Consider the following 24,788-nt stretch of genomic DNA (forward strand, 5'->3'; position numbering starts at 1 on the left):
GCCCGGCGAACACCGGCCATCGGCCGGCACTACCATGATTCGCAGGCGGTTACGGGTAGTGCCGGCCGCTGGCCGGCAATCGGCCAAGGCCGGATCCCCCTGGCACAGCCGGCCAGCGGCCGGCACTACCGGGCACCGTCTCTCCCGATTGTTCAGCCGCCCCCCGGGGCGGCTTCACATCTGCACCATCCCCATTTAACAACCGCCATGGCACCGTGCGAGCCACGTAGTCATGCAGACGGGAGTTGTGGATGAGTACCGAGAAGAAAGCCGATTTCTCCGGCGTCAGCGCCAGCGTCGACAGTACCGCCGAGCAGGTGCCGAAGGCGGACTTCTCCGGCGTGAGCGCTTCGGTGGACAGCACCGCCGAGATCGTCAGCGGCGGCACCTATACCGTGCAGAAGGGTGACTCGCTGTCGAAGATCGCCAAGCAGCATCTGGGCGACGCCAACGCCTGGAAGAAGATCTTCGAAGCCAATCGCGATGTGCTTGACGACCCGGACAAGATCTTCCCGGGCCAGACCCTGAAACTGCCGCCGAAGTAAGCCGGCGATCAAACGCCGTCCGACAATCCCTGGGAGGAACCCCGAATGATCAAGACCACCCCGCTCCAGACCGCCCTGATCGCCGCCCTGCTGGGCAGCGTTGCCTTGGTCGGTTGCAAGAAGAAGGAAGAGTCAACCGACACCAATGCGGCTCCGGCCGCCACGGCTCCGGCCGAGCCGGCAGCGCCGGCACCGATGACCGGTGCACCGCCGCCGATGGCGGAAGCTGCAGCGGTCAGCGTTTCCACCGTCACCGTGGGCAAGACCGCTGCCGCCGACAAATCGGTCGCCCCGGCTGCACTGTTCTCGCCGAAGGATGATGTCATCGTCTCGGTCAAGACCGATGGCGCCGCCAACAACGTCAATGTCGGTGCCAAGCTGACCTTCCAGGACGGCCAGGTGGCCGGCGAACAGACCGCGACCCTGAATGCCAGCGGCGCGGAGACCACCAACGTCACGTTCAAGAATGCAAAGGGCTGGCCGGCCGGCAAGTACCGCGCCGAGGTCACGGTCGATGGCAAGGCGGCTGGAACGCCGCAGGAGTTCGAGGTCAAGTAAGTCCTGCCGACTCTCTCCCGGCAGGACTCACGATGGACGCAGCCGCAAGGCTGCGTCCTTTTTTATTGGCCGGTGGCTGGCTTCATCCATGCATGGCGTGGATCCACTGACGGCGGCGTTCGCGCAGATCCACGCCGTGCGTGGATGGATCACAGCGTTGCCGCCGTGCAGTACCGCCGCGTATGGCGCGGCTTTGCCCCGCGAGGCTGAAAACGCGACAATGCAGGGGTTTCCCCGCCGCGCGCCCACCCTGACGGCGACGGGGGAAAGCGACACGGTTGCACGTGGCCCGGCGCTGGCGCCGGCCTTCCCCTGAGCATTGCTACAGAGTCCAAGTCCCCCATGTCCAAGATCCTCTACACGCTGACCGACGAAGCACCGTTCCTGGCGACCCAGTCGCTGCTGCCGATCGTCGACGCCTACACCGCCACTGCCGGCATCGTGGTGGAAACCCGTGACATCTCGCTGTCCGGCCGCATCCTGTCGCAGTTCCCGGAACTGCTGTCCGACGCGCAGAAGGTCAGCGACGACCTGGCCGAGCTGGGCCAGCTGGCGACCACCCCGGACGCCAACATCATCAAGCTGCCGAACATCTCCGCCTCGGTGCCGCAGTTGAAGGCGGCCATCAAGGAACTGCAGGACCAGGGCTATCCGCTGCCGGATTACCCGGAAACCCCGGCCGACGACCAGCAGCGCGACTACAAGGCGCGCTATGACAAGGTCAAGGGCAGTGCGGTGAACCCGGTACTGCGCGAAGGCAACTCCGACCGCCGTGCACCGCTGTCGGTGAAGAACTACGCGCGCAAGCACCCGCACCGCATGGGCGCCTGGGCGTCGGATTCGAAGTCGCACGTCGCGCACATGGCCGCCGGCGATTTCTACGGCAGCGAGAAGTCGGCCACCCTGGCCAACGCCGGTGCGCTGAAGATCACCTTCCACGGCAAGGACGGCAGCGCCGTCGTGCTGAAGGAAAAGACCGCGGTCAAGGCCGGCGAGATCGTCGATGCCGCCGTCATGAGCCGCAAGGCGCTGGCCGCGTTCATCGGTGAGCAGATCGCCGATGCCAAGGCCCAGGGCGTGCTGTTCTCGCTGCACCTGAAGGCGACCATGATGAAGGTCTCCGACCCGATCATGTTCGGCGTGGCGGTCAACGAGTTCTACAAGGACGTGCTGGCCAAGCACGCCGACGTGCTCAAGCAGGCCGGTTTCGATGCCAACAACGGCATCGGTGACCTGGCCGCGCGCCTGCCGTCGCTGCCGGAAGCCACCCGCGCCGCGATCGAAGCGGACCTGGCCGCCGAGTACGCGCAGCGTCCGGGCGTGGCCATGGTCAATTCGGACAAGGGCATCACCAACCTGCACGTGCCGAGCGACGTGATCGTCGACGCCTCGATGCCGGCGATGATCCGCGACTCGGGCAAGATGTGGAATGCCGAAGGCAAGCTGCAGGACACCAAGGCGGTCATTCCGGACCGCTGCTACGCCGGCGTGTACCAGGCCGTCATCGACGACTGCAAGGCGCACGGCGCCTTCGACCCGGCCACCATGGGCTCGGTGCCGAACGTCGGCCTGATGGCGCAGAAGGCCGAAGAGTACGGTTCGCACGACAAGACCTTCCAGATCGCCGCCGACGGCGTGGTCAAGGTCACCGACGATGCCGGCACCGTGGTGTTCGAACACGCCGTGGAAGCCGGTGACATCTGGCGCATGTGCCAGACCAAGGACGCGCCGATCCAGGACTGGGTCAAGCTGGCCGTCGAACGCGCCCGCCTGAGCAGCACCCCGGCGGTGTTCTGGCTGGATGCCGCCCGCGCCCACGACGCGCAGGTCATCGCCAAGGTCGAGCAGTACCTGAAGAACCACGACACCACCGGCCTGGACATCCGCATCCTGCCGCCGGTGGAAGCCACCGCGTTCTCGCTGGACCGCATCCGCAAGGGCGAGGACACCATCTCGGTGACCGGCAACGTGCTGCGCGACTACCTGACCGACCTGTTCCCGATCATGGAGCTGGGCACCAGCGCCAAGATGCTGTCGATCGTGCCGCTGATGGCCGGTGGCGGCCTGTTCGAGACCGGCGCCGGTGGTTCGGCCCCGAAGCACGTGCAGCAGTTCGTCGAAGAGGACTACCTGCGCTGGGATTCGCTGGGTGAGTTCCTGGCCCTGGCCGCGTCGCTGGAACACCTGGGCAACCGCTACGACAACGCCGCCGCCCGCGTGCTGGCCAAGGCGCTGGACGAAGCCAACGGCCAGTTCCTGGACAACGACAAGTCGCCGTCGCGCAAGCTGGGTGGCATCGACAACCGTGGCAGCCACTTCTACATCGCGCTGTACTGGGCGCAGGCGCTGGCCGCACAGGACGAAGATGCGGCACTGAAGGCACGCTTCGCACCGCTGGCCAAGGCACTGACCGACAACGAGCAGAAGATCGTCGAAGAGCTGATCGCGGTGCAGGGCAAGGCCGTGGACATCGGCGGCTACTACCGCCCGGACGTCGCCAAGGCGAGCAAGGCGATGCGCCCGAGCGCGACCTTCAACGCCGCGCTGGAGCAGCTGCGCGGCTGATCCATCGCCGTTCGGTCGTGACACCGGAACCCGCGCTTCGGCGCGGGTTTCTTTTGGGCTCCGGGTCAGAACCCTTTTGCCATGCAAAAGGGATCTGACCCCATTCGACCCGCGTCCAGAACCGTGACTTCCGTCGGCTGTCGGAATGTCGTCAACGAGGCATGAAACTTGCCCGCGATGGCCGTCGCAGAACTGATCGGACACCGTCTGCAACCGCCCTCGATCTGAGCAGTCGATCACGACGGCTGCCGCTGGCGATGCCCTAGCCTTGGCGACGCGAGGCCACCGGGGAGGTGGCCGCACGGGGAACACGGATGGCACGCGTGCTGGTAGTGGGAACCGACATTCAGGGCGAGCAGGCCCTGCTGCAGCGGCTGCGGGTGGCATCGGCCCTGCCGGACGGCCAGATCCGCCGCAGCCAGGACCTGGACGATTGCGACCTGCTGGTCATCCGCGATACACCGGCGCTGCGCAACGCGGCCCAGCGCATGCGCCAGCAGCGTCCGCGACTGCAGTGCTGGATCGAAGACATCGGCGGCCAGCTGCGTGATGGCGACGGGCACCAGGACGTGCTTGATGACAGTGCCATCGGTCGCGCGCTGCGTCGCATGCAGTTGGCAGTGGAGCCCTTGGCCATGCACGCACCCGCACCGATCCGCCTGGCTGATGGTGCGCATGCCATCACCCGTCTGCTGCGCGAGCGGCTGCCGCTGCGACAGGGCCAGGCACTGCTGAGTGATGCGGGCGAGCCTCTGCTGCTGATGGACCTGGAGCATGACCAGGCCGTGCTGCTGCAGGAACCGGCTACGGCCCTGGTGGAGCGTTTGGCCGATGCCTTCGAACGCCTGCAGCTGGATGCGCTGACACCCGCACGCCTGCATGGCCTGGCCGGCGAGCGGCCACGCCAGCCACTGCGGCCGCTGCTGTGGCAATGGGCGCAACGCAGCCGCCATTGGCAGGCACTGGACGAACGCCTGCGCGGTGCTTCGGTAAAGCTGCTGCGCTGGCCCGATTTCCGTGTGCTGGGCCATGACCATGATGGCTTCCGCCTGTGCTCGCTGCTGCTCAAGCGCGCGTGCACGGTGGACGAGTGCGCGATGTTGCTTGATCTGCCGCCTGCGGCCGTGCGCGATTTCATCCATGCCGCTTACCTGTGCGGTTACGCGCAGCTGCAGGCAGCACTGGCGGTACCGCTGCCGGAACGCGCTGCCGGCGCTGACAACGGCCTGCTCGCCCGCCTGTGGCGTCACCTGCGTGGGAGCGAACGCAATGCGTGAGCACAAGGTGGTGGTGCTGGGTGGCATGGGCAGTGGCAAGTCGACCCTGGTGCGCAGCATCGCGGCCGGCGCGGTGGTCGACACCGACGTGGCCAACAGCGACCGCCTCGGTGCCGACAAGGCCTCCACCACCGTCGCCCTGGACTATGCAGATATCGACCTGCCCAATGGCGAGCGGCTGCGCCTGTATGGCACGCCGGGACAGCAGCGTTTCGATTTCCTCTGGCCGATCCTGCTGCAGGGCGCCCGCGGCGCCGTGCTGCTGCTGGATGCGCGGCGCGCGGGCGTGGTTGCCGAACTGGAGGATTATCTGCAGGTGTTGCGGCCGTTCGCATCGTCATTGGCGCTGGTGGTGGCCGTCACCCATCTCGACCAGGCACCGCACGCCGCGCTGGACGACTGGGCCGCCCGTGCCTGCATTGATGACCAGCCGCTGCCGCTACTGGCCGTGGATACCCGCGACCGCGAACAGGGATTGCTGCTGATGGATGTATTGATGGGCGAGATGGAAGCGCACGCACTGGTGGCCGCGCATGGCTGACGGACAGGTGGCGCTGTTGCCCGATGCCAGCCAGCGTGAGCGCCTGCAGCCGCTGTTGCAGGACCTCCACCAGCGGGTGGAAGGCATACGCACGGTGGTGCTGGCCAGTGTGGATGGCTTCGCCCTGGTCAGTGCCGGTGCCGAAGGGCGCGGTGAACGCCTGGCAGCGATGACCAGCGCGATGCTGGCGCTGGCTGCAGCAGTGGGGCGCGAACTGGTGCTTGGGGATCTGCAGACGCTGATGCTGGAAGCCGCGGGCGGCAAGGTGCTGATGCTGGCGATCCAGGCCGAGGGACGCGCACCGCTGCTGCTGATGGCGGCTTGCGACCAGCGCAGCGTGATCGGCCAGGTGCTGTGGCAGAGCAGGGAATGTGGCCAGGCGATCCTGGCCGAACTCGGCGGATCGTGAGCCCGGCCGCAGGGGAACGAGGGGCTCGAACCAACATCGACAAGGGGTGCGACGTGGCTGGACTGAATGAATCGTTGAACGCACTGATGGGCATCGACGGCGCGCAGGCAGTGGCGCTGGTCGACTATGAAAGCGGCATGCTGCTGGGCGAAGCCGGTGCCGGCATGGACATGGAAGTGGCCGCCGCCGGCAACACCGAAGTGATCCGTGCCAAGATGAAGACCGCCGCATCGCTGAACCTCAACGACAGCATCGAGGACATCCTGATCTCGTTGGGCAAGGCGTACCACATCATGCGCCCGGTGGCGAAGAAGAAGGGCCTGTTCTTCTACATCGTGCTGGACCGTACCAGGTCCAACCTGGCATTGGCGCGGCGCAAGGTGCAGGACGTGGAAGCCGAACTGGCGATCTGAGCCAGTAGTGCCGGCCAGCGGCCGGCATCTGCATCGATCCATCGACGGTCCAGGTGCTGCCGGCCAGCGGCCGGCACTACCTTCGCGCTCGACGGCATCGCACACGCCAGCGTATGGTGAAGCCGGTCCTCCCGGGTGAGCCATGCATGTCCAGGCCTGACATCGCTGCCGAGCTGGCACCGCGCATCGCGGTAGCCATCCGCGACGGTTTCGAGCGGTACCACGCCCGCTTTGCGGCGATCACCGCGCGGGCGCGGCAGCGCTTTGAGCAGCGCGACTGGGCCGGCGCCCGGCAGGATGCGGTCGAGCGCATCGCCCTGTACGACCTGTGCATCGCCGAGCAGATGGATGCGCTGCGCCGCCTTGCCGGTGACGCGATCGGCGAGCGCGCGCTGTGGTTGCGGGTGCACGCCCGCTACAGCACGCTGCTGCAGGGCCTGATCGACGCGGAGCTGTACAAGACCTTCTACAACACGTTGTCGCGACGCCTGTTCGCTACCCGCGGCGTGGACCCGGCGCTGGAGTTCATCGCCTTCGATGTCGAACCCTCCGATGCCATCACCCACCCGGTGGCGCGGCATACCTACGCGGTTTCGCCGACGCGGCCGGTGGAGGCGCTGCAGCGGGTGCTGGCCGACTATCGCTTCGATATCCCCTATGCGCACCAGCTGCGCTGCGCCGCGGCCATCGCGGTGCGCCTGCAGGATGACCTGGCCCACTGGGGCGATACGCCGGTACGCAGCATCGAGCTGCTCGACACGGTGTTCTACCGCGAGCGCCGCGCTTACCTGGTTGGCCGCGTGTTCGGCGAGCACCGGTTCTCGCCGTGCGTGATTGCCCTGGTGAACGACGAGCGTGGCCTGCGCGCCGATGCGGTGCTGACCCGGCGCCGGGACGTGGCCCACCTGTTCGGCGTGTCGCGCAGTTATTTCCAGGCCAACCTGGCCACGGTAGGTGATGCGGTGGTGTTCCTGCGCAGTCTGCTGCCGGGCAAGCCCATCGATGAGATCTACACCGTGCTGGGCCGCGCCAAGCAGGGCAAGACCGAGCGCTACCGCACCTTCTTCCGTCATTTCAACGAGCACCCGCAGGAGCGGCTGGTGCATGCAGAAGGCACGCCGGGCATGGTCATGGCGGTGTTCACCCTGCCCAGTTACCCGCTGGTGTTCAAGCTGATCCGCGACCGTTTCGCGTGGCCCAAGGCGATGTCGCGACAGCAGGTGGAAGAGAAGTACGCGCTGGTGTTCAACCTCGATCGTGTCGGCCGCCTGCTCGATGCGCAGCCCTATCGTCATCTGCGCTTCCCGCGCGAGCGCTTTGCGCCGGCCCTGCTGGATGAACTGCTGCAGCAGTGCGCGCAGAGCGTACGCATCGATGGCGATGAGGTCGAAGTCGCACTGTGCTATGTGCAGCGTCGTTTTCGTCCCTTGAATCTGTACCTGCGCGAGCAGGGCGCGGAGGCGGTGCGGGCGGCGGTGCTCGACTATGCGCAGGCGATCACCGACATGGCGCGCAACAACATCTTCCCCGGTGACATGCTGCCGAAGAATTTCGGCGTATCACGGCATGGCCGGGCCGTATTCTACGACTACGACGAGCTGTGCCTGGTCAGCGACTGCGTGTTCCGCGCCTGGCCGCAGCCGCGCACGCCGGAGGAAGCGATGTCCGACGAGCCATGGTTCCATGTGGGTCCGCGCGACGTGTTTCCCGAGCGCTTCGGCCCGTTCATGGGCCTGCCCGCTGCAGAGCTGGCAGCGGTGCGCGAGCACTACCGGCACCTGTTCGACCCGGGCTGGTGGCAGGGCCTGCAGGAGCGCTTCGCCCGCGGTGACTATCCGGATACACCGCCCTATGCTGGCGCGCACCGGTTGGCGTGAGCCAGCTGTCATGGGTGTTGGGACTGAGGTACTCTCGCCCTTCATCACCAAGGATCCGGCAATGATGCGTTCCCCATTGTTCCTCGCTCTCGCGTTGGCCGTCGGTGCCGGCGCTCCGCTGTTCGCCGGCGATGCCAACGCGCAGACCACGCGCGCGGTGCGTGCCACCACCGAATTGAGCATGACACTGACCGGAAAGATCGAGGTCACGGCAGAAGGCGCAGTCAGCGCTCTGGTGCTCGATCAGAAGGCAAACATCAGCCCGGGTGTTGCCGCGTTTGTTGAACGCACCATTCGCCCTTGGCGTTTCGAGCCGACGCGGGTCGATGGCAAGGCCGTCGCCGCACAAGCACCGTTTCGGGTGCGTCTGCGTGGCAAGTCCACGGGCAAGGGCGACTACGAAGTCAGCATGACCAGCGTGGATTTCAGCGAGTACGATCCAAAGGCCACCGATTCGGTGACCGCAGAGCGCCTGGCGCCGCCGCGCTATCCGGACGAGGCAATGAGGATCGGTGGTCAGGGCGATGTGATCCTGATCATCAAGGTCGCCCGTGATGGCACGGTGGCCGACGTCATCGCCGAGCAGGTCAACATGACCGTGGCGGGGCCGGAGCGGACCATGGCCAAGCTGCGCGATGTGCTGGCCAAGGCCAGCATCAATACCGCCCGCAAGTGGACCTTCATTCCTCCAAGCAGCGGGAAGGACGTCACACGGGAATTCTGGTCGGTACGCGTGCCGGTCAACTATGCGTTCTCGGATGATCGCAATGCCGCTGCCGAGCGCTATGGCCGCTGGCGCGCCTTCATTCCAGGACCGAAGCAGCGCGCACCGTGGGTGACCGGTGACGCGGCGGAAAACGGCAGCGACCTGCTGCCCGAGGGCGGCATCTACATGGTCGACGGCGCCAAGCGCGGCCTGCGCCTGCTGACGCCGCTGGAGCAGGGCTGACGATCACTGAGGAGCCGGCCCGCCCGGCTCCGCGTCAATCGGCGTAGGGGTAGACCACCACTCGGTTGCGGCCCTGTTCCTTGGCCAGGTACAGCGCCTTGTCGGCCAGCCGCAGCGCCTGCTCGGCATCGACATGGAAGCTGGGGAAGTGGGCCACGCCCAGCGAGACGGTGATGGTGCCGACCGGTTCAAACGGATGGTCGGCAATGTGCTGGCGCAGACGCTCGCCAGCCTGTCGCGCTGACTCGGCGCTGATGCCCGGCAACAGCAGCAGGAACTCCTCGCCGCCGGCGCGGCAGAGGATGTCGCTGTCGCGCGAGTAGCGGCGCATCTGGTTGGCGATGTGGACGATGGCAGCGTCGCCGACGTCATGGCCGTGGTTGTCATTGATCGATTTGAAGCGATCGATGTCCAGCGCCAGGATCGCGAACGGGATGCCCTGTACCTGCAGGGCATCCAGCGCCTGCTGCAGGCCGCGGCGGTTGAGAAGACTGGTCAGCGGATCGGTGCGGCTGGCGCGGTTGAGCGTGCCGATGCGGTCCTGCAGCGCATTGAAGCTGTGCAGTACCGCCTGCTTGAGCTGGGCGACCTCGAAGTACCACGCGCGGATGCCGCTGACGTGGTTGATCGCATTGCCAGTGTCTTCGCCGCCCTGCACGTTGCGTGCGAGCTGCCACAGCGGCATCGAGATGCGACGGGCGAACCACCAGGTGATCAGCAGCGACAGCAGGCCCAGCGGGATTGCGTTCCAGATTACCGCAGTCATCAACCGCGACAGCGGCTGCAGCGTGGCCTCGGTCGGGCGCTGGGCGATGATGCCCCAGCCGGTGGCCGCCACCGGCGCATAGCCGGCCAGCATCGACACGCCCAGGTTGTTGCGCACCTGCTGCGCGCCACGCTCGCCGCGCACCACGGCCTTTACTGCGGGGTTGCCGACCACGTAGTCGCCCACCCGCTTGCCATCGGCGTGGTACAGCAGGCGGCCATGGCGATCGACCACGTACAGGTAGGAACCATCACGGTAGTAGTGCTTGCCCAGCAGCGTGTGCAGTGCGCTGCGCTGGCGCAGGTACAGGGTGCCGCTGACGTAACCACGGTAGTGGCCCTGGCGATCGAAGATCGGGTGCGACAGCGAGACCAGCAGCTTGCCGGTGGCCGACTGGTACGGGTCGCTGATCATCGGCTGGCGCGCGGCCAGCGCGGCATTGTTGCCGACGCTGTGCAGCACTTCGCCCTGCAGCTGCAGGGTCTGCGGCGAGGTGGCGATCACCAGGCCGTCGGCATCCACCACCAGCGAAGAGTTGAAGCTGTTGGTCTGCAGCTGCAGGCGGCTGGCTTCGTCCTGGGCCTGTGCCGGGTCGAGGTTGCCCTGGCCGAGCCGGGTGGCGGCGTAGGCCAGTTCCTGCTGGGCAGCCAGCAGGAAGTTCTGGGTCGTTTCGGCCAGTTTGGTGGCGTAGACGCGGTTGGCCTCCAGGGTGTTGCCGACCAGCTGGTCGCGCTGCACCCGGTAGCTGGCCAGCAGGGTGTTGGCCAGCGCGATGATGGCGCTGAGCAGGGCCAGGGCGAGGATCAGCTTGCCCAGGTTGAGGCGGGGAGACAGCGTGCGCATGCGTCGACGGATCCGGCAGGAGGCTGGACCCGACCGGTTCTCCGGAAGGGGCGACAGCGGGAATCGGTGGCCAGGCCCTCGGGGCCGGGCAGGGCATCGGGCGGATTATCGCCAAAACCGGGCGGCGGTGAAGTGAAGTGGGTCGCCCTGCAGGTAAAAAAAAACCTGCCGCAGCGAGCGGCAGGTTCTTTTCGATGCAATGCCGTGGATCAGCGCTTCATCGAACCGAAGAACTCGTCGTTGGACTTGGTGTTCTTCATCTTGTCGAGCAGGAACTCCATCGCGGCCATTTCATCCATCGGATGCAGCAGCTTGCGCAGGATCCAGATCTTCTGCAGCAGTTCCGGTTCGATCAGCAGGTCTTCGCGGCGGGTGCCGGAACGATTGATGTCGATGGCCGGGAACACGCGCTTTTCAGCGATGCGACGGCTCAGGTGCACTTCGCTGTTGCCGGTGCCCTTGAACTCTTCGTAGATCACTTCGTCCATCTTCGAGCCGGTGTCGACCAGCGCAGTGGCGATGATGGTCAGGCTGCCGCCTTCTTCCACGTTGCGCGCGGCACCGAAGAAGCGCTTCGGGCGGTGCAGGGCGTTGGCGTCCACGCCACCGGTCAGCACCTTGCCTGAGCTCGGCACCACGTTGTTGTAGGCGCGGGCCAGGCGGGTGATCGAGTCGAGCAGGATCACCACGTCCTTCTTGTGCTCGACCAGGCGCTTGGCGCGCTCGATGACCATTTCGGCCACCTGCACGTGGCGCGCGGCCGGTTCGTCGAAGGTCGAGCTGATGACCTCGCCGCGCACGGTGCGCTGCATTTCGGTCACTTCTTCCGGGCGCTCGTCGATCAGCAGCACGATCAGGTGCACGTCCGGGTGGTTGGTGGTGATGGCGGTGGCGACCTGCTGCATCATCATGGTCTTGCCCGCCTTCGGCTGCGACACGATGAGCGAGCGCTGGCCCTTGCCCTGCGGCGCCATCAGGTCGAGGATGCGGCCGGTGATGTCTTCCGACGAACCGTTGCCGCGCTCCAGGGTGAAGCGGCGGCGCGGGAACAGGGCGGTCAGGTTCTCGAACAGCACCTTGTTCTTCGACGCTTCGATCGGCTCGCCGTTGATGGTGTCGACGATGTTCAGCGCGAAGTAGCGCTCGCCGTCCTTCGGGAAGCGGATGCGGCCGGAGATATGGTCGCCGGTGCGCAGGTTGAAGCGGCGGATCTGGCTGGGCGAGATGTAGGTATCGTCCGGGCCGGCCAGGTAGCTGGCTTCGGCCGCGCGCAGGAAGCCGAAGCCGTCCGGCAGGATTTCCAGCACGCCGTCGGCGGCGACGCCGTCACCATGGCGGGTCAGCACCTTCAGCAGGGCGAAGATCACATCCTGCTTGCGGGCGCGTGCCACGCCTTCGGAGATCTGCAGCTGCTCGGCGATTTCCAGCAGCTTCTGTGCCGGCATGCGCTTGAGGTCGCTCAGCGAATAGACCGGGAAACCTTCCGGCACGTTGGCGTGCGGACGCGGCACGAAGGGCTGCTGCTCGCTGCCGTCGTTGGGCATGCCGTCGTCGCGGAAGCGGTTGTTGTTGCGGTCACGGTCGCGGCGGTTGCGGAAGCGGTCACGGCGGTTGCCCTGGCCTTGCCCCTGGCCCTGCTGGCCGTTCTGGTTGTACGGGTTCTGGCCCTGGTTCTGGCCACCGCCCTGGTGGTTCTGCTGCCGCGGCTGGCCGGATTCGCGACCCTCACCACCTTCGCCACCGCCACTGCTGGCAGGGGCCTCGGCGGCGGGCGCGCTCGGTGCGGGGGCGGGGGCCGGTGCCTCGGGCGCGGCGGCCAGCGGCAGGGTCGGCTGCGCCGGAGCGGCGCTGGTTTCGGCGGCTGCCGGGGCGGCGGCCTTGCTCACGCGGGGCTTGCGCACGCGCTTTTCGGCGGGCGCATCGGCGCTGCCGGTTTCGGAAGTGTTATCGGACAAGAGCGTTATTCCTCGCTTGAAGGTGCGAGCGCCCGGCTGGGGCGGCGAACGTTGGGAATGGGTCTGGAAGAAACTGCGTCCAGAGGGTGCGGCACGCGAACGCGGCCGGATGTGCCGACACTATCATCGGCCTGCGGCGCCGTGCAAGGGCTGCCGGGAACAGCATTCATCATGGACGCAGGGCGTCCGCCGGCAGCCGCGGGTGGCGGCTGCCGGAAAACAGGAGGATCAGGCCAGGGCCTTGTCCAGCAGGCCGGCCAGCTGGGCCTTGCCCACCGCACCGATCTGCTCGCCGACCTTCTCGCCGTCCTTGAACACGACCAGGTACGGGATCGAACGCACGTGGTACTTGGCGGCCAGCGCACGATTGTGGTCGACGTTGACCTTGGCGATCTTGGCGCGGCCCTGGTAGGCATCGGCCAGTTCGTCCAGCGCCGGGGCGATCATCTTGCACGGGCCACACCATTCGGCCCAGAAATCGACCAGCACCGGTTCCTTGGAATTCAGTACTGCGCTATCAAAGTCGGCGTCGCCGACATGTACAACCTTGTCGCTCATCTTGGTTTCTCGTCTTGGATTGCACCCGGCCATGCCGGAGGTGGGTGAACTGGGCCATGCCCGGTGGCGCGACCCTCGTCGTTGCCTCGCGGCGCACTGCCGCGGTGCGTTCGGCGGGATGCCTGGACGCTCACGGCCGGCAGTGTACCCCTATCGCAGGGCGGGGACAGGCGCCGGCTGGAACCCAGCGTATCGTGATCGCTTCGAAGCCCGGTATGTGTCGGATTTCACTGTCTTCCCGAAGATGGGGGTGGCAGCGGGCGACACCAGCGGGACCGGCGGGGTCGTTCAAGTCCCGTGTGGCTGGATGAAGGTGCGCCGTCTCTCCAGTTGGTGAGACAGGGCATTCCGGTTTGCCGGCCCGAGTGCGTTAAACTGGGCCATTGTGCGGCGCGCGGACCGGGTGGTCCCAGCCTGCCAACCCGCCGCAGGGGCCGCAGTTTGCGACGGTGCCCCTAGACGATGAAGTGCCAGCCGCCCCACGGGCCGGCGGCCATACCAAGACGGACTCATGAGCGACAAACCGCTGACCGATTTGACCTTTTCCTCCTTCGAGCTGCACCCGGCCCTGCAGGCCGGCCTTGAAGGAGCCGGATTCACCCGCTGCACCCCGATCCAGGCGCTGACCCTGCCGGTCGCGCTGCCCGGCGGTGATGTCGCCGGCCAGGCCCAGACCGGCACCGGCAAGACCCTGGCCTTCCTGGTCGCTGTCGTGAACCGCCTGCTGACGCGTCCGGCGCTGGCCGATCGCAAGCCGGAAGATCCGCGCGCGCTGATCCTCGCCCCGACCCGCGAGCTGGCCATCCAGATCCACAAGGATGCGGTGAAGTTCGGTTCCGACCTGGGCCTGCGCTTCGCCCTGGTCTACGGCGGCGTGGATTACGACAAGCAGCGCGAGCTGCTGCAGCAGGGCGTGGACGTGATCATCGCCACCCCGGGCCGCCTGATCGACTACGTCAAGCAGCACAAGGTGGTGTCGCTGCACGCCTGCGAGATCTGCGTGCTGGACGAAGCCGACCGCATGTTCGACCTGGGCTTCATCAAGGACATCCGCTTCCTGCTGCGCCGCATGCCGGAGCGCACCACCCGCCAGACCCTGCTGTTCAGTGCCACCCTCAGCCACCGCGTGCTGGAGCTGGCCTACGAGCACATGAACGAGCCGCAGAAGCTGGTGGTCGAAGCCGAGACCATCACCGCCGCGCGCGTGCGCCAGCGCATCTACTTCCCGGCCGACGACGAGAAGATCCCGCTGCTGCTGGGCCTGCTGTCGCGCAGCGAAGGTGCGCGCACCATGGTCTTCGTCAACACCAAGGTGTTCGTCGAGCGCGTGGCGCGTTCGCTGGAAAAGGCCGGCTACCGTGTCGGCGTGCTGTCCGGCGATGTGCCGCAGAAGAAGCGCGAGAGCCTGCTCAACCGCTTCCAGAAGGGCCAGCTGGAAATCCTGGTGGCCACCGACGTGGCTGCGCGCGGCCTGCACATCGACGGCATCAAGTACGTCTACAACTACGACCTGCCGTTCGACGCCGAAGACTACGTGCATCGCATCGGCCGCACCGCGCGCCTGGGTGAAGAGGGCGACGCCATCAGCTTCGCCTGCGAGCGCTACGCCATGGGCCTGCCGGACATCGAGGCCTATATCGAGCAGAAGATTCCGTCCGAGCCGGTCACCAAGGAACTGCTGACCCCGCTGCCGCGCCCGGAACGCCCGGCTCCGGCTGCAGGCGAGGAAGGCGAGGACAACGAAAGCGTCGGCCAGATCTTCCGCGAAGCGCGCGAAGCCCGCGCCGCCGAGGAAGAGCGTCGGGGCGGTGGCCGCAGTGGCGGCCGTTCCGGCGGTGGTGGTGGTGGCCGTGGTGGTCGTGACGGTGAGCGCAGCGGCGAACGCCGTTCGCGTGGCCCGCGCAAGCCACGCGCGGAAGGCGAGCAGGGCGCTGCCGCGCCGGCCGCCGGTGCCGAAGGCGCCGCTGCCCAGGCCCCGCGTCCGCCGCGTCCCCCGCGTGCCGAAGGCGCACCGGAAGGTGCGGCGGACGGCGAGCACAAGCCGCGCAAGCGCCGCCGCCGTCGCCACGGTCGTCCGGTCGAGGGTGCCGAGGGCGTGCAGAACGCCGCCGGCAATGGCGCCAGCCCGGTCACGCCGGTGCAGGTGGTGGCCAAGCCGGTGCGCACGGCTGCTGATACCGGCGATTCGTTCCTGACCCGCATCGGCCGCAAGATCCGCCGGATGCTGTCGGGCAGCTGATCGGCGCTGCCGATCAGCGGGTAGCACCCGACCGTTGGTCGGGTGGCTTCAAGGGCGTGCCGACCAACGGTCGGCAGCCACCAGGCCGGCAACCCACACAGCTGCCGGCCAGCGGCCGGCACTACCGATCGTGTGACCGTCTCCACGACGTCGCGCCGGTCCTGCATAATCGGGGCATGAGTGTCCTGCGCTTCGACAATGTCAGCAAACAGTACGCCGGTGGCCACGAGGCACTGACCGATGTCAGCTTCGAGGTCGCGCCGGGCGAGATGCTGTTCGTCACCGGCCATTCCGGTGCGGGCAAAAGCACCCTGCTCAAGTTGATCCACCTGGACGAGCGGCCCAGCCGTGGCGCGGTGGTGTTCGACGAGCGCAACCTGCTGAAGGTGCGTGGCGGCGATGTGCCCCGCCACCGTCGCGCGGTGGGTGCGGTCTACCAGGACCACCGCCTGCTGATGGACCGCTCGATCGCCGAGAACGTGGCGCTGCCGCTGATCCTGCGCGGCACCCGCCGGGGCGACATCAGCAAGCGCGTGCGCTCGGTGCTGGAACGGATGGGCCTGGGCCACCGCGAGAAGGCGCTGCCCTCGCAGCTGTCGGCCGGTGAGCAGCAGCGCGTCGGCATCGCCCGCGCCATCGTCGGTGAGCCCAAGCTGCTGGTGGCCGATGAGCCGACCGGCAACCTCGACCCGACCCTGGCGGCGGAGATCATGGCCCTGTTCGCCGAGCTGCCCGCGCGCGGCACCAGCGTGCTGGTGGTCAGCCACGACCTGCCGCTGCTGCGCCGCATGCGCAAGCGCGTGCTGATCCTCGACCACGGCCGGCTGGTGGATGACATCTCGCCGCAGGACCTGGCGGAGTAACGCATGGCGAAGAACGAAAACAGCGAAGCCGCCGCCCCCTCGCGCGTGGGCGTCTGGTTCCAGCACCACGCGCACAGCGTGGTGTTCAGCCTCGGCCGTGCCTGCCGCAAGCCGTGGGCGACCCTGCTGACGGTGATGGTCATGGCGCTGGCACTGGCCCTGCCGCTGGGCCTGTCGATCGCGCTGGACAACCTCAAGCAGTTCGCCGGCAGCGTGCAGCAGTCGCGCGACATCAACGTGTTCCTGAAGGGCAACGTCGATGGTCCCGGCGCGCTGCGCCTGGCGGGCCAGCTGCGCGACCGCGACGACGTGGCCGAAGTGAACGTGCGCACGCCCGAGCAGGGCCTGCAGGAACTGCGCGATGCCGGCCTCGGTGAGGCGATCGACGCACTCAACGGCAATCCGCTGCCCTCGCTGCTGGTGATCACCCCCGGCCAGGGCAAGGACGACGCGCGCCTGGCGCGCGCGCTGGAAAGTCTGCCCGAGGCCGACCTGGTGCAGCACGATGCACTGTGGCGCCAGCGCCTGGATGCCTGGCTGGCGTTCGGTGCGCGGCTGGTGCAGGTGCTGTCGGTGCTGCTTGGCGTGGGCGCCGCGCTGGTGGTCGGCAACACCGTGCGCCTGGACATCCAGGCCCGCCGCGAAGAGATCGGCGTGCTGCAGCTGCTCGGCGCCAGTGATGGCTTCATCCGCCGCCCGTTCCTGTACCTGGGGGCGTGGTATGGCCTGGGCGCCGGCGCGGTTGCGCTGGCCCTGATCGGCGCCGCCGGTGCCGCGCTGCGCGTGCCGCTGGCCGAACTCTCGCGCAGCTACGGCAGCCCGTTCGTGCTGCACGGCCTGGACCTGCTGCACGGTGGCCTGGACCTGCTCGGCACGCTGCTGCTGGGCTGGCTGGGTGCGTGGCTGGTCACCGGCCACTTCCTGCGCCAGACCCGACCGACCGACACCTGAGACCGGCATGCAACCGCAAGCGCTGAAGCACCTTGAAGGGCCCGCGACGCGGGTGATGGTGGTCGATGGCTCGAAGCTGGTCCGCAAGCTGATCGCCGACGTCCTGCAGCGCGACCTGCCAGGCGTGGAGGTGATCGGCTGCGACAGCATCGAGGATGCGCAGCAGGCGCTGGCGCAGGGCCCGGTGGATCTGGTGACCACCTCGCTGACCCTGCGTGATGGCGACGGCCTGGCGCTGGCGCGGATGGTCCGCGAAGCGGCCGGCCAGGCCTACGTGCCGGTGATCGTGGTGTCCGGCGATGCCCAGCAGCATCTGGAGCAGCGTCGCTTCACCGAGTACGTCACCGACTATTTCGACAAGGCGCTGGGCCACGAGGCGCTGGCGACCTTCATCCGCGGCTATGTGCAGCCGCAGACCATTCCCGGCGCGACCATCCTCTACATCGAGGACAGCCGCGTGGTGGCCGAGGCCACCAAGCGCATGCTCGAACGCCAGCAGTTGAACGTGCTGCACGTGGTCAGCGCCGAAGAGGCGTTCACCCTGCTCACCGCCGAGTCGCTGGGCCGCAGCCGTCATCGCATCGACCTGGTGCTGACCGACGTCACCCTGAAGGGCGAACTGAGCGGCCGCGACGTGGTGCAGCGCGTGCGCGTGGACTTCGGCTACGGCAAGCGCCGCCTGCCGGTGCTGGTGATGACCGGCGACGGCAACCCGCACAACCAGACCGGGCTGCTGCAGTCCGGCGCCAACGACCTGGTACTCAAGCCGATCGAAGAACGGCTGCTGGTCACCAAGGTGCTGTTCCAGCTGCGCCTGGCCCGGTTGAACGATGGACCCCTGATTCGATGAAGTGGTGCAATGATTGATGAAGTAGCGGACACCCCGACGATCCAGCTGGAACCGAGCTGGAAGCAGCATGTCGGCGATTACCTCCTGCAGCCGCAGATGCGCGAGCTGTCCAGCTTCCTGCGCCAGCGCAAGGCCAGTGGCGCGGCGGTATTCCCGCCCGGCCCGCAGATCTTCGCCGCGTTCGACGCCACGCCATTCGAGCAGGTGAAGGTGGTGATCCTCGGCCAGGACCCGTACCACGGCCGTGGCCAGGCGCATGGCCTGAGTTTCTCGGTGCCGCCGGGCGTGCCGGTGCCGCCGTCGCTGCTGAACATCTACAAGGAGATCGAGAGCGATCTCGGTATCCCGCGCCCGGACCACGGCTGCCTGATCCCGTGGGCGCAACGCGGCGTGCTGCTGCTCAATGCCGTGCTGACGGTGGAGGAGGGCAAGGCCGGCGCACACCAGGGTCGTGGATGGGAAGGCTTCACCGATCACGTGGTGGACGTGCTCAACCGCGAACGCGAAGGCTTGGTGTTCATGCTCTGGGGTGCCTACGCGCAGCAGAAGGGCAAGGTCATTGATACCCGTCGCCATCGCGTTCTGAAGGCCCCGCATCCGTCGCCGCTGTCGGCCCATCGTGGCTTCCTCGGCTGCCGCCATTTCTCGATGGCCAACGAGTACCTGCAGCGTCGCGGCCAGGCCCCGATCGACTGGTCGCTGCCGCCGCGCTCGGTGCTCTGAGCGCCGGCTGGCGGCCGGGCCTGAACGCCGGACAACGTTCCCTGGCCTGAATGGGCCTCCAGAACGGCCCGTTCAGCTCCGCTTGACCGGAATCGGCCGGTTCTCGGTAGGTAATTGCTTGAATTCCAAGGGATTGTGAATCCCGAAAAGCGCGCTCGCCACTGTCATCAAATCGCGCTACGGTAGGGCTCTGTTTGGGACCAGTGTTGCATCAATAGGATGCTGGAACTTTTTCCTCCTTTAGCAGTCCAAATCCCGGACTGCTAAGATGGGTGCCTATGAGCCAGAACACCTCTACTGCCCTTGTGGCAAACAATCTCCCGATTCCCAGTGCGCTCGGTTCGCTGGACGCCTACATCGGTGCCGTGCACCAGATCCCGGTGCTGTCGGTCGATGACGAACAGGACCTGGCCCGTCGCTTCCGCGACGGCAACGATCTGGACGCCGCCCGCGAGCTGGTGCATTCGCACCTGCGCTTCGTGGTGCACGTGGCCCGCGGTTACAACGGCTACGGGCTTGCCCTGGGCGATCTGATCCAGGAAGGCAATATCGGCCTGATGAAGGCGGTCAAGCGCTTCGACCCGGACATGGGCGTGCGCCTGGTCTCCTTCGCCGTGCACTGGATCCGTGCAGAGATGCACGAGTTCATCCTGAAGAACTGGCGCATCGTGAAGGTCGCCACAACCAAGGCGCAGCGCAAGCTGTTCTTCAACCTGCGCAAGTCGAAGACGCGCCTGGGCTGGATGAACGCGGCGGAAGTGAGCGCGGTGGCCAAGGACCTGAACGTGTCCGAGCGCGAGGTCATGGAAATGGAGTCGCGCCTGTCCGGCCGCGATATCGGTTTCGACGCGCCGACCGACGAGGACAACGAGCACGCACCGCCGTCGCCGGCTGCGTTCCTGGTTGCCGATGACGAAGACCCGTCGATGGCCTACGAGCGCGAGGACAGCGAAGACAACCAGATGCAGCTGCTGCGCGAAGGCCTGGCCGAACTGGATGCCCGCTCGCGCGACATCATCCGCCGTCGCTGGCTGGACGCCGACAGCAAGGTGACGCTGCAGGAGCTGGCCGACGAGTACGGCGTGTCGGCCGAGCGCATCCGCCAGGTTGAGGCGAACGCGCTGAAGAAGATGAAGGCGCTGTTCACCGCGTAAGCGGGAAGGCGTTGGAATGAAGAAGGCCCGGCGTGATCCCGGGCCTTTTTGTTTTTGGAGCGCATCCACGCATGGCGTGGATCAATCCTGACGCCAGGTCGGCAACTGCGCCGACCGCAGCATGCGCTGGACGCTGATTTTCACGCCGTACCACTCGGTGGCACGGTACGATCATGTCACGTGTCTTCCGCACTCGAAGCTTCAACCGCAGTACACGACGTTCTTCACTGACCGATAGAGCCTTGTGCCGCGCGGTGGTGGAAATGCGTCAAGGACTGATTGATGCAGACATAGGGGGCGGCCTTCTCAAAAAGCGAGTTGCGCTGCCGGGCCGCGGAAAGCGCGGTAGCGCCCGCGTTATTGTCGCAACCAAGGTGGGGCGCTACTGGTTCTTTCTCTTCTGCTACGAGAAGAACGCGCGCGCGACCATCAATATAGTGCGGAACGGGATGCCCTTCAGCTGTATGCGTCTGAGTTCTTGGGAATGAGCCCTGCACAGTTGGACAGGGCAGTTATCTGCGGAGAACTGCAGGAGATTTGCCATGACAAAGACGGTTGAACATAGACGTGCAAAGAGTGCGATCCTCGATGCGGTGCATGAAGGCGCGGCGGGCCTTTACGCCAGCGGCTTCATCGACAAGCGGCGCATGAGCATGTACGAGGCGCTTTGTCTGGAGCCTGTGCCCGAATACAGCAGCGCCCAGATCCGTGCACTTCGCACATCGTTGGAACTTAGCCAGCCGGTGTTCGCAGGTGTGCTCAACACCAGCGTTTCGACGGTCCGTAGCTGGGAACAGGGCGAGAAGAAGCCGAGCGGGCCGTCGCTGAAGCTTTTGAACCTGATTGATCGGAAGGGTCTCGAAGCAGTCCTGTAAAGCAAAGGCCCGGCAATGCCGGGCCTTTGCTTTACCGTGGTATTCAATCCGCGCCATGCATGGAAGCGGGGGGGTGCCTCACCCCTCGCGTGCGATCGCGCGCCAGCCGATGTCGTTGCGGTGGAACTCGTTGGCCCAGGTCACCTTTGCCACGCCGGCATAGGCATTGGCCTGCGCGTCGCGCACGCTGTCGCCCAGTGCGGCCACGCACAGCACGCGACCGCCGGCACTGACCACGTGGCCCTGCGCATCCAATGCCGTACCGGCATGGAACACCTTGGCACTGGCCGGCACGTCGTCCAGGCCGGAAATCACGTCACCGGTGATCGGCGCTTCCGGGTACGGCCTGGCCGCCAGCACCACGCCCAGCGACGGGCGCACGTCCCACTGCGCTTCGACCTGGTCCAGGCGGCCATCGATGGCGGCTTCCACCAGCTCGACCAGGTCCGACTGCAGGCGCAGCATCACTGGCTGCGTTTCCGGGTCGCCAAAGCGCACGTTGAATTCGATCACCTTCGGTGCGCCGCTGCCGTCGATCATCAGGCCGGCGTAGAGGAAGCCGGTGAACGGGATGCCGTCGGCGATCATGCCCTGCACGGTGGGGTTCACCACCTCGTGCATCACCCGTGCATGCACCTCCGGCGTCACCACCGGGGCCGGCGAATAGGCGCCCATGCCGCCGGTGTTCGGGCCGGTATCGCCGTCGCCGACGCGCTTGTGGTCCTGCGAGGTGGCCATCGGCAGCGCATGCACGCCGTCCACCATCGAAATGAAGCTGGCTTCCTCGCCGTCAAGGAATTCCTCGATCACCACGCGCGCACCGGCATCGCCGAACGCGTTGCCCGAGAGCATGTCACGTACCGCGTCCTCGGCTTCGGCCAGGGTCATCGCCACGATCACGCCCTTGCCGGCGGCCAGGCCATCGGCCTTGACCACGATCGGCGCGCCCTTCTCGCGGATGTAGGCCAGCGCGGCGTCCACGTCGGTGTGCACGGCGTAGAACGCGGTGGGGATGTTGTGGCGGGCCAGGAAGTCCTTGGCGTAGGCCTTGCTGCCTTCCAGCTGCGCGGCGGCGGCGGTCGGCCCGAAGATGCGCAGGCCGGCGGCGCGGAAGCGGTCGACCACGCCGGCCACCAGCGGCACTTCCGGGCCGACCACGGTCAGTGCCACGCCTTCGGCCTGGGCAAGCGCCAGCAGACCGTCGATGTCGGTGACTTTCACCGCCACGTTGCGGCACTTGTCTTCGCTGGCGGTGCCGGCGTTGCCGGGTGCCACGATCACTTCGGTGACACGGGAGGACTGGGCCAGCTTCCATGCCAGGGCGTGTTCGCGGCCGCCAGAGCCGATGACGAGGATCTTCATGGGACAGGGTTCTCGGGTACGGAAGAGAAAAGCCGGGCAGGGCCCGGCTTCGTGATGCGGATCAGTGGCGGAAGTGGCGCACGCCGGTGAACACCATGGCCAGGCCATGTTCGTCGGCGGCGGCGATCACTTCTGCATCGCGCATCGAGCCGCCCGGCTGGATGACCGCCTTGATGCCGGCCGCGGCAGCGGCATCGATGCCATCGCGGAACGGGAAGAACGCATCGGAGGCCATCACCGAACCCTCGACCACCAGGTTTGCATCGGCCGCCTTGATGCCGGCGATGCGCGCGGAATAGACGCGGCTCATCTGCCCGGCGCCCACGCCAATCGTGCGGTTGTCCTTGGCGTACACAATCGCGTTGGACTTCACGAACTTGGCCACCTTCCAGGCGAACAGCAGGTCGGTGAACTGCTTGTCGGTCGGTGCCAGCTTGCTGACCACCTTCAGTTCGTCGCGGGTCATGCCGCGGTTGTCCGAGGACTGCAGCAGCAGGCCCGAGCCGACGCGCTTGCTGTCGAAGTTGTTCAGGCCATCACCGTGCGGGATGCGCAGCACGCGCACGTTGGCCTTCTTCTGCGCGTATTCCAGCGCAGCCGGCTCGTAGTCCGGGGCAATCAGCACTTCCACGAACTGGCGGTCCAGGATCACCTTGGCAGTGGCGGCGTCCAGCGGCTTGTTGAAGGCGATGATGCCGCCGAAGGCGCTGGTCGGGTCGGTGGCGTAGGCCAGCTCGTAGGCATCGCCGTTGCCGGCGCCAACCGCCACGCCGCACGGATTGGCGTGCTTGACGATGACGCAGGCCGGCGCATCGAACTGGCGCACGCATTCCCACGCCGCATCGGCGTCGGCCAGGTTGTTGTAGCTCAGCTCCTTGCCCTGCAGCTGCTGGAAGGTGGCCAGCGTGCCCGGCACCGGGTACAGGTCGCGGTAGAACGCGCCGCTCTGGTGCGGGTTCTCGCCGTAGCGCAGGTCCATCACCTTCACGAAGGTGGAGTTCATCTGCGCCGGGTACTCGGCGCGGGCCGGCACGGCGGCGTCGGTGGCGGTGACCGCCGACAGGTAGTTGCTGATCGCGGCGTCGTACTGGGCAACGCGGTTGAACGCGGCCACCGAGAACGCGAAGCGGGTGGCGGCCGACAGCTGGCCGTCGTTGGCGTCCAGCGAGGCCAGCAGTTCGGCGTACTGCGACGGGTCGGTGGCCACCGCCACGCGGGCGAAGTTCTTGGCCGCCGAGCGCAGCATCGCCGGGCCGCCGATGTCGATGTTCTCGACCGCATCGGCGAGGGTGCAGTCGGCCTTGGCGGTGACCGATTCGAACGGGTACAGGTTCAGCACCAGCAGGTCGATGGCACCGATGCCGTGTTCGGCCATCACCGCGTCATCCAGGCCCGAACGGCCGAGCAGGCCGCCGTGCACCATCGGGTGCAGGGTCTTGACCCGGCCGTCCATCATTTCCGGGAAACCGGTGACCTCGGCGACGTCCTTCACGGCCAAGCCCATGTCGCGAATGGCTTTTGCGGTGCCGCCGGTGGACAGCAGCTCCACGCCGCGTGCGGCCAGCGCAGTGGCCAGCTCGACCAGGCCGGTCTTGTCGGAAACGGAGAGGAGGGCCCGGCGGACGGGCAACAGATCAGCAGTCATGGGACAGAATCGGCAGCGGAGCGGGGCCGATATTGTAGGCGGTGGGGGCCGGTGGCGGGCGCTGGAAGGGGTAATTTGCCGTGGCGATCGACGCAAGGCCGGGTCGGGCACACCGATCCGGCCCGATCCGGGGGCTGGCCTGCGGACCAGAGCAGGGTTGTCGGAATCTGCCAACGATGGGGTAGGCTGTGCCCGCACTGCCAAGGATCAGCGGGTACGGATCATGTCGATCTATGCATTGAAAGGACGTTTCCAGGACCTGTTGCGTCCAGCCGTACGCGGCCTGTACCGCATGGGGATCACTGCCAATACGGTGACCGTGGCCGCTGCCGTGGTCTCGCTGCTGGTGGCCGCCGCCGTCTGGTGCTGCGCGCCGACCCAGCCTCTGCTGTACCTGCTGCTGCCACTGTGGATGCTGCTGCGCATGGCGCTCAACGCCGTGGACGGCATGCTGGCCCGCGAGTTCGGCCAGCAGTCGCGGCTGGGCGCCTATCTGAACGAGCTGTGCGATGTGGTTGCCGATGCGGCGCTGTACCTGAGCCTGCTCAGCGTGCCGGGCGTGCGCCCGGAAGCGCTGTGGCTGCTGGCCTGGACCGCGGCCCTGAGCGAGTACGCCGGGGTGCTGGGGCTGATGGTCGGTGCCAGCCGCCGCTACGACGGCCCGATGGGCAAGAGCGACCGCGCGTTCGTGATCGGTGCGCTGGGCCTGCTGCTGGCGTTCGAGTGGGTTGGCGCGATGACGGTCACTGGCGTGGCCGCGGTCATGGCGGTGCTGTGCGTGCTGACGATGGTCAACCGCGTCCGTCGGGGACTGCGGGAAGCAGCGGTTTCGCCGAATTAATCAAGCAGATACAAGAAGACAATCAGGAG

Annotated in this window: 23 protein-coding genes; 18 read left to right on the plus strand and 5 right to left on the minus strand. The window is 66.9% G+C overall.

The window, feature by feature from the left end:
- The first annotated feature begins 251 nt into the window (after nt 1-251).
- From JLDANKMP_RS20380 to JLDANKMP_RS20420, 9 genes are all read left to right on the plus strand, one after another.
- Nucleotides 252-545: a LysM peptidoglycan-binding domain-containing protein gene (locus JLDANKMP_RS20380; protein WP_005411287.1), complete on the plus strand. Its 294-nt coding sequence runs from the start codon at nt 252-254 to the stop codon at nt 543-545.
- Nucleotides 546-590: 45 nt separating this feature from the next.
- Nucleotides 591-1,103, plus strand: a complete 513-nt coding sequence (locus JLDANKMP_RS20385; protein WP_005411286.1) for a hypothetical protein — start codon at nt 591-593, stop codon at nt 1,101-1,103.
- 342 nt (nt 1,104-1,445) lie between these two features.
- A complete protein-coding gene (locus tag JLDANKMP_RS20390) occupies nt 1,446-3,668 on the plus strand; it encodes an NADP-dependent isocitrate dehydrogenase (RefSeq protein ID WP_212561968.1) in 2,223 nt (740 codons plus the stop codon).
- Nucleotides 3,669-3,982: 314 nt separating this feature from the next.
- Nucleotides 3,983-4,945, plus strand: coding sequence for a hypothetical protein (locus JLDANKMP_RS20395; RefSeq protein WP_212561969.1), 963 nt, complete (start codon nt 3,983-3,985; stop codon nt 4,943-4,945).
- Complete coding sequence (locus tag JLDANKMP_RS20400; protein WP_212561970.1) at nt 4,938-5,486, plus strand: ATP/GTP-binding protein; 549 nt, start codon at nt 4,938-4,940, stop codon at nt 5,484-5,486. Before JLDANKMP_RS20395 ends, JLDANKMP_RS20400 begins: the two co-directional genes overlap by 8 nt.
- Nucleotides 5,479-5,895, plus strand: coding sequence for a roadblock/LC7 domain-containing protein (locus tag JLDANKMP_RS20405; protein ID WP_212561971.1), 417 nt, complete (start codon nt 5,479-5,481; stop codon nt 5,893-5,895). The genes JLDANKMP_RS20400 and JLDANKMP_RS20405 overlap by 8 nt, the downstream gene beginning before the upstream one ends.
- A 53-nt stretch (nt 5,896-5,948) precedes the next feature.
- Nucleotides 5,949-6,308 carry a hypothetical protein gene (locus JLDANKMP_RS20410; protein WP_005411280.1) on the plus strand — a complete coding sequence of 120 codons (360 nt, stop codon included), beginning with the start codon at nt 5,949-5,951 and terminating at the stop codon, nt 6,306-6,308.
- Nucleotides 6,309-6,454: 146 nt separating this feature from the next.
- Nucleotides 6,455-8,185, plus strand: coding sequence for a bifunctional isocitrate dehydrogenase kinase/phosphatase (aceK, locus tag JLDANKMP_RS20415; RefSeq protein ID WP_212561972.1), 1,731 nt, complete (start codon nt 6,455-6,457; stop codon nt 8,183-8,185).
- A 61-nt stretch (nt 8,186-8,246) separates the two neighbouring features.
- Nucleotides 8,247-9,134 carry an energy transducer TonB gene (locus JLDANKMP_RS20420; RefSeq protein ID WP_005414669.1) on the plus strand — a complete coding sequence of 296 codons (888 nt, stop codon included), beginning with the start codon at nt 8,247-8,249 and terminating at the stop codon, nt 9,132-9,134.
- Between the two features lie 34 nt (nt 9,135-9,168).
- Here JLDANKMP_RS20420 and JLDANKMP_RS20425 read toward each other — a convergent pair whose 3' ends face one another.
- The 3 genes from JLDANKMP_RS20425 to trxA all read right to left on the minus strand — a co-directional run bounded on the left by JLDANKMP_RS20425 (nt 9,169) and on the right by trxA (nt 13,256).
- The gene (locus JLDANKMP_RS20425; RefSeq protein WP_088431065.1) at nt 9,169-10,743 is read right to left on the minus strand and encodes a sensor domain-containing diguanylate cyclase; all 1,575 of its coding nucleotides are present in this window, start codon (nt 10,741-10,743) and stop codon (nt 9,169-9,171) included.
- A gap of 209 nt (nt 10,744-10,952) precedes the next feature.
- A complete protein-coding gene (gene rho / locus JLDANKMP_RS20430; protein ID WP_212561973.1) occupies nt 10,953-12,698 on the minus strand; it encodes a transcription termination factor Rho in 1,746 nt (581 codons plus the stop codon).
- A gap of 228 nt (nt 12,699-12,926) precedes the next feature.
- Nucleotides 12,927-13,256 carry a thioredoxin gene (gene trxA, locus JLDANKMP_RS20435; protein ID WP_005411275.1) on the minus strand — a complete coding sequence of 110 codons (330 nt, stop codon included), beginning with the start codon at nt 13,254-13,256 and terminating at the stop codon, nt 12,927-12,929.
- A 511-nt stretch (nt 13,257-13,767) separates the two neighbouring features.
- Here trxA and rhlB point away from each other — a divergent pair.
- From rhlB to JLDANKMP_RS20475, 8 genes are all read left to right on the plus strand, one after another.
- Nucleotides 13,768-15,495, plus strand: a complete 1,728-nt coding sequence (gene rhlB / locus JLDANKMP_RS20440; RefSeq protein WP_212561974.1) for an ATP-dependent RNA helicase RhlB — start codon at nt 13,768-13,770, stop codon at nt 15,493-15,495.
- Between the two features lie 176 nt (nt 15,496-15,671).
- Complete coding sequence (ftsE, locus tag JLDANKMP_RS20445) at nt 15,672-16,358, plus strand: cell division ATP-binding protein FtsE (RefSeq protein WP_005411273.1); 687 nt, start codon at nt 15,672-15,674, stop codon at nt 16,356-16,358.
- Between the two features lie 3 nt (nt 16,359-16,361).
- The gene (gene ftsX, locus JLDANKMP_RS20450; protein ID WP_212561975.1) at nt 16,362-17,309 is read left to right on the plus strand and encodes a permease-like cell division protein FtsX; all 948 of its coding nucleotides are present in this window, start codon (nt 16,362-16,364) and stop codon (nt 17,307-17,309) included.
- A 7-nt stretch (nt 17,310-17,316) separates the two neighbouring features.
- Nucleotides 17,317-18,159, plus strand: coding sequence for a response regulator (locus tag JLDANKMP_RS20455; protein ID WP_005411271.1), 843 nt, complete (start codon nt 17,317-17,319; stop codon nt 18,157-18,159).
- 9 nt (nt 18,160-18,168) lie between these two features.
- Complete coding sequence (ung, locus tag JLDANKMP_RS20460) at nt 18,169-18,882, plus strand: uracil-DNA glycosylase (RefSeq protein WP_005411270.1); 714 nt, start codon at nt 18,169-18,171, stop codon at nt 18,880-18,882.
- Between the two features lie 278 nt (nt 18,883-19,160).
- Nucleotides 19,161-20,036, plus strand: coding sequence for an RNA polymerase sigma factor RpoH (rpoH, locus tag JLDANKMP_RS20465; RefSeq protein WP_005411269.1), 876 nt, complete (start codon nt 19,161-19,163; stop codon nt 20,034-20,036).
- Nucleotides 20,037-20,209: 173 nt separating this feature from the next.
- Nucleotides 20,210-20,524: a type II toxin-antitoxin system RelE/ParE family toxin gene (locus JLDANKMP_RS20470; protein WP_249337026.1), complete on the plus strand. Its 315-nt coding sequence runs from the start codon at nt 20,210-20,212 to the stop codon at nt 20,522-20,524.
- Nucleotides 20,525-20,578: 54 nt separating this feature from the next.
- Entirely contained in the window at nt 20,579-20,911 is a 333-nt protein-coding gene (locus tag JLDANKMP_RS20475; protein ID WP_005414661.1) for a DNA-binding transcriptional regulator, read from the plus strand.
- A gap of 78 nt (nt 20,912-20,989) precedes the next feature.
- Here JLDANKMP_RS20475 and purD read toward each other — a convergent pair whose 3' ends face one another.
- Together purD and purH are read right to left on the minus strand one after the other, a co-directional pair.
- A complete protein-coding gene (gene purD / locus JLDANKMP_RS20480; RefSeq protein WP_212561976.1) occupies nt 20,990-22,273 on the minus strand; it encodes a phosphoribosylamine--glycine ligase in 1,284 nt (427 codons plus the stop codon).
- Between the two features lie 61 nt (nt 22,274-22,334).
- A complete protein-coding gene (gene purH, locus JLDANKMP_RS20485) occupies nt 22,335-23,918 on the minus strand; it encodes a bifunctional phosphoribosylaminoimidazolecarboxamide formyltransferase/IMP cyclohydrolase (protein WP_212561977.1) in 1,584 nt (527 codons plus the stop codon).
- A 223-nt stretch (nt 23,919-24,141) separates the two neighbouring features.
- Between purH and JLDANKMP_RS20490 the strand changes: the two genes are divergently transcribed.
- Nucleotides 24,142-24,759: a CDP-alcohol phosphatidyltransferase family protein gene (locus tag JLDANKMP_RS20490; protein WP_212561978.1), complete on the plus strand. Its 618-nt coding sequence runs from the start codon at nt 24,142-24,144 to the stop codon at nt 24,757-24,759.
- The last annotated feature ends 29 nt before the right edge of the window (nt 24,760-24,788 follow it).

Source organism: Stenotrophomonas sp. PE591 (assembly GCF_018320795.1).
GTDB classification, from domain to species: domain Bacteria; phylum Pseudomonadota; class Gammaproteobacteria; order Xanthomonadales; family Xanthomonadaceae; genus Stenotrophomonas; species Stenotrophomonas maltophilia.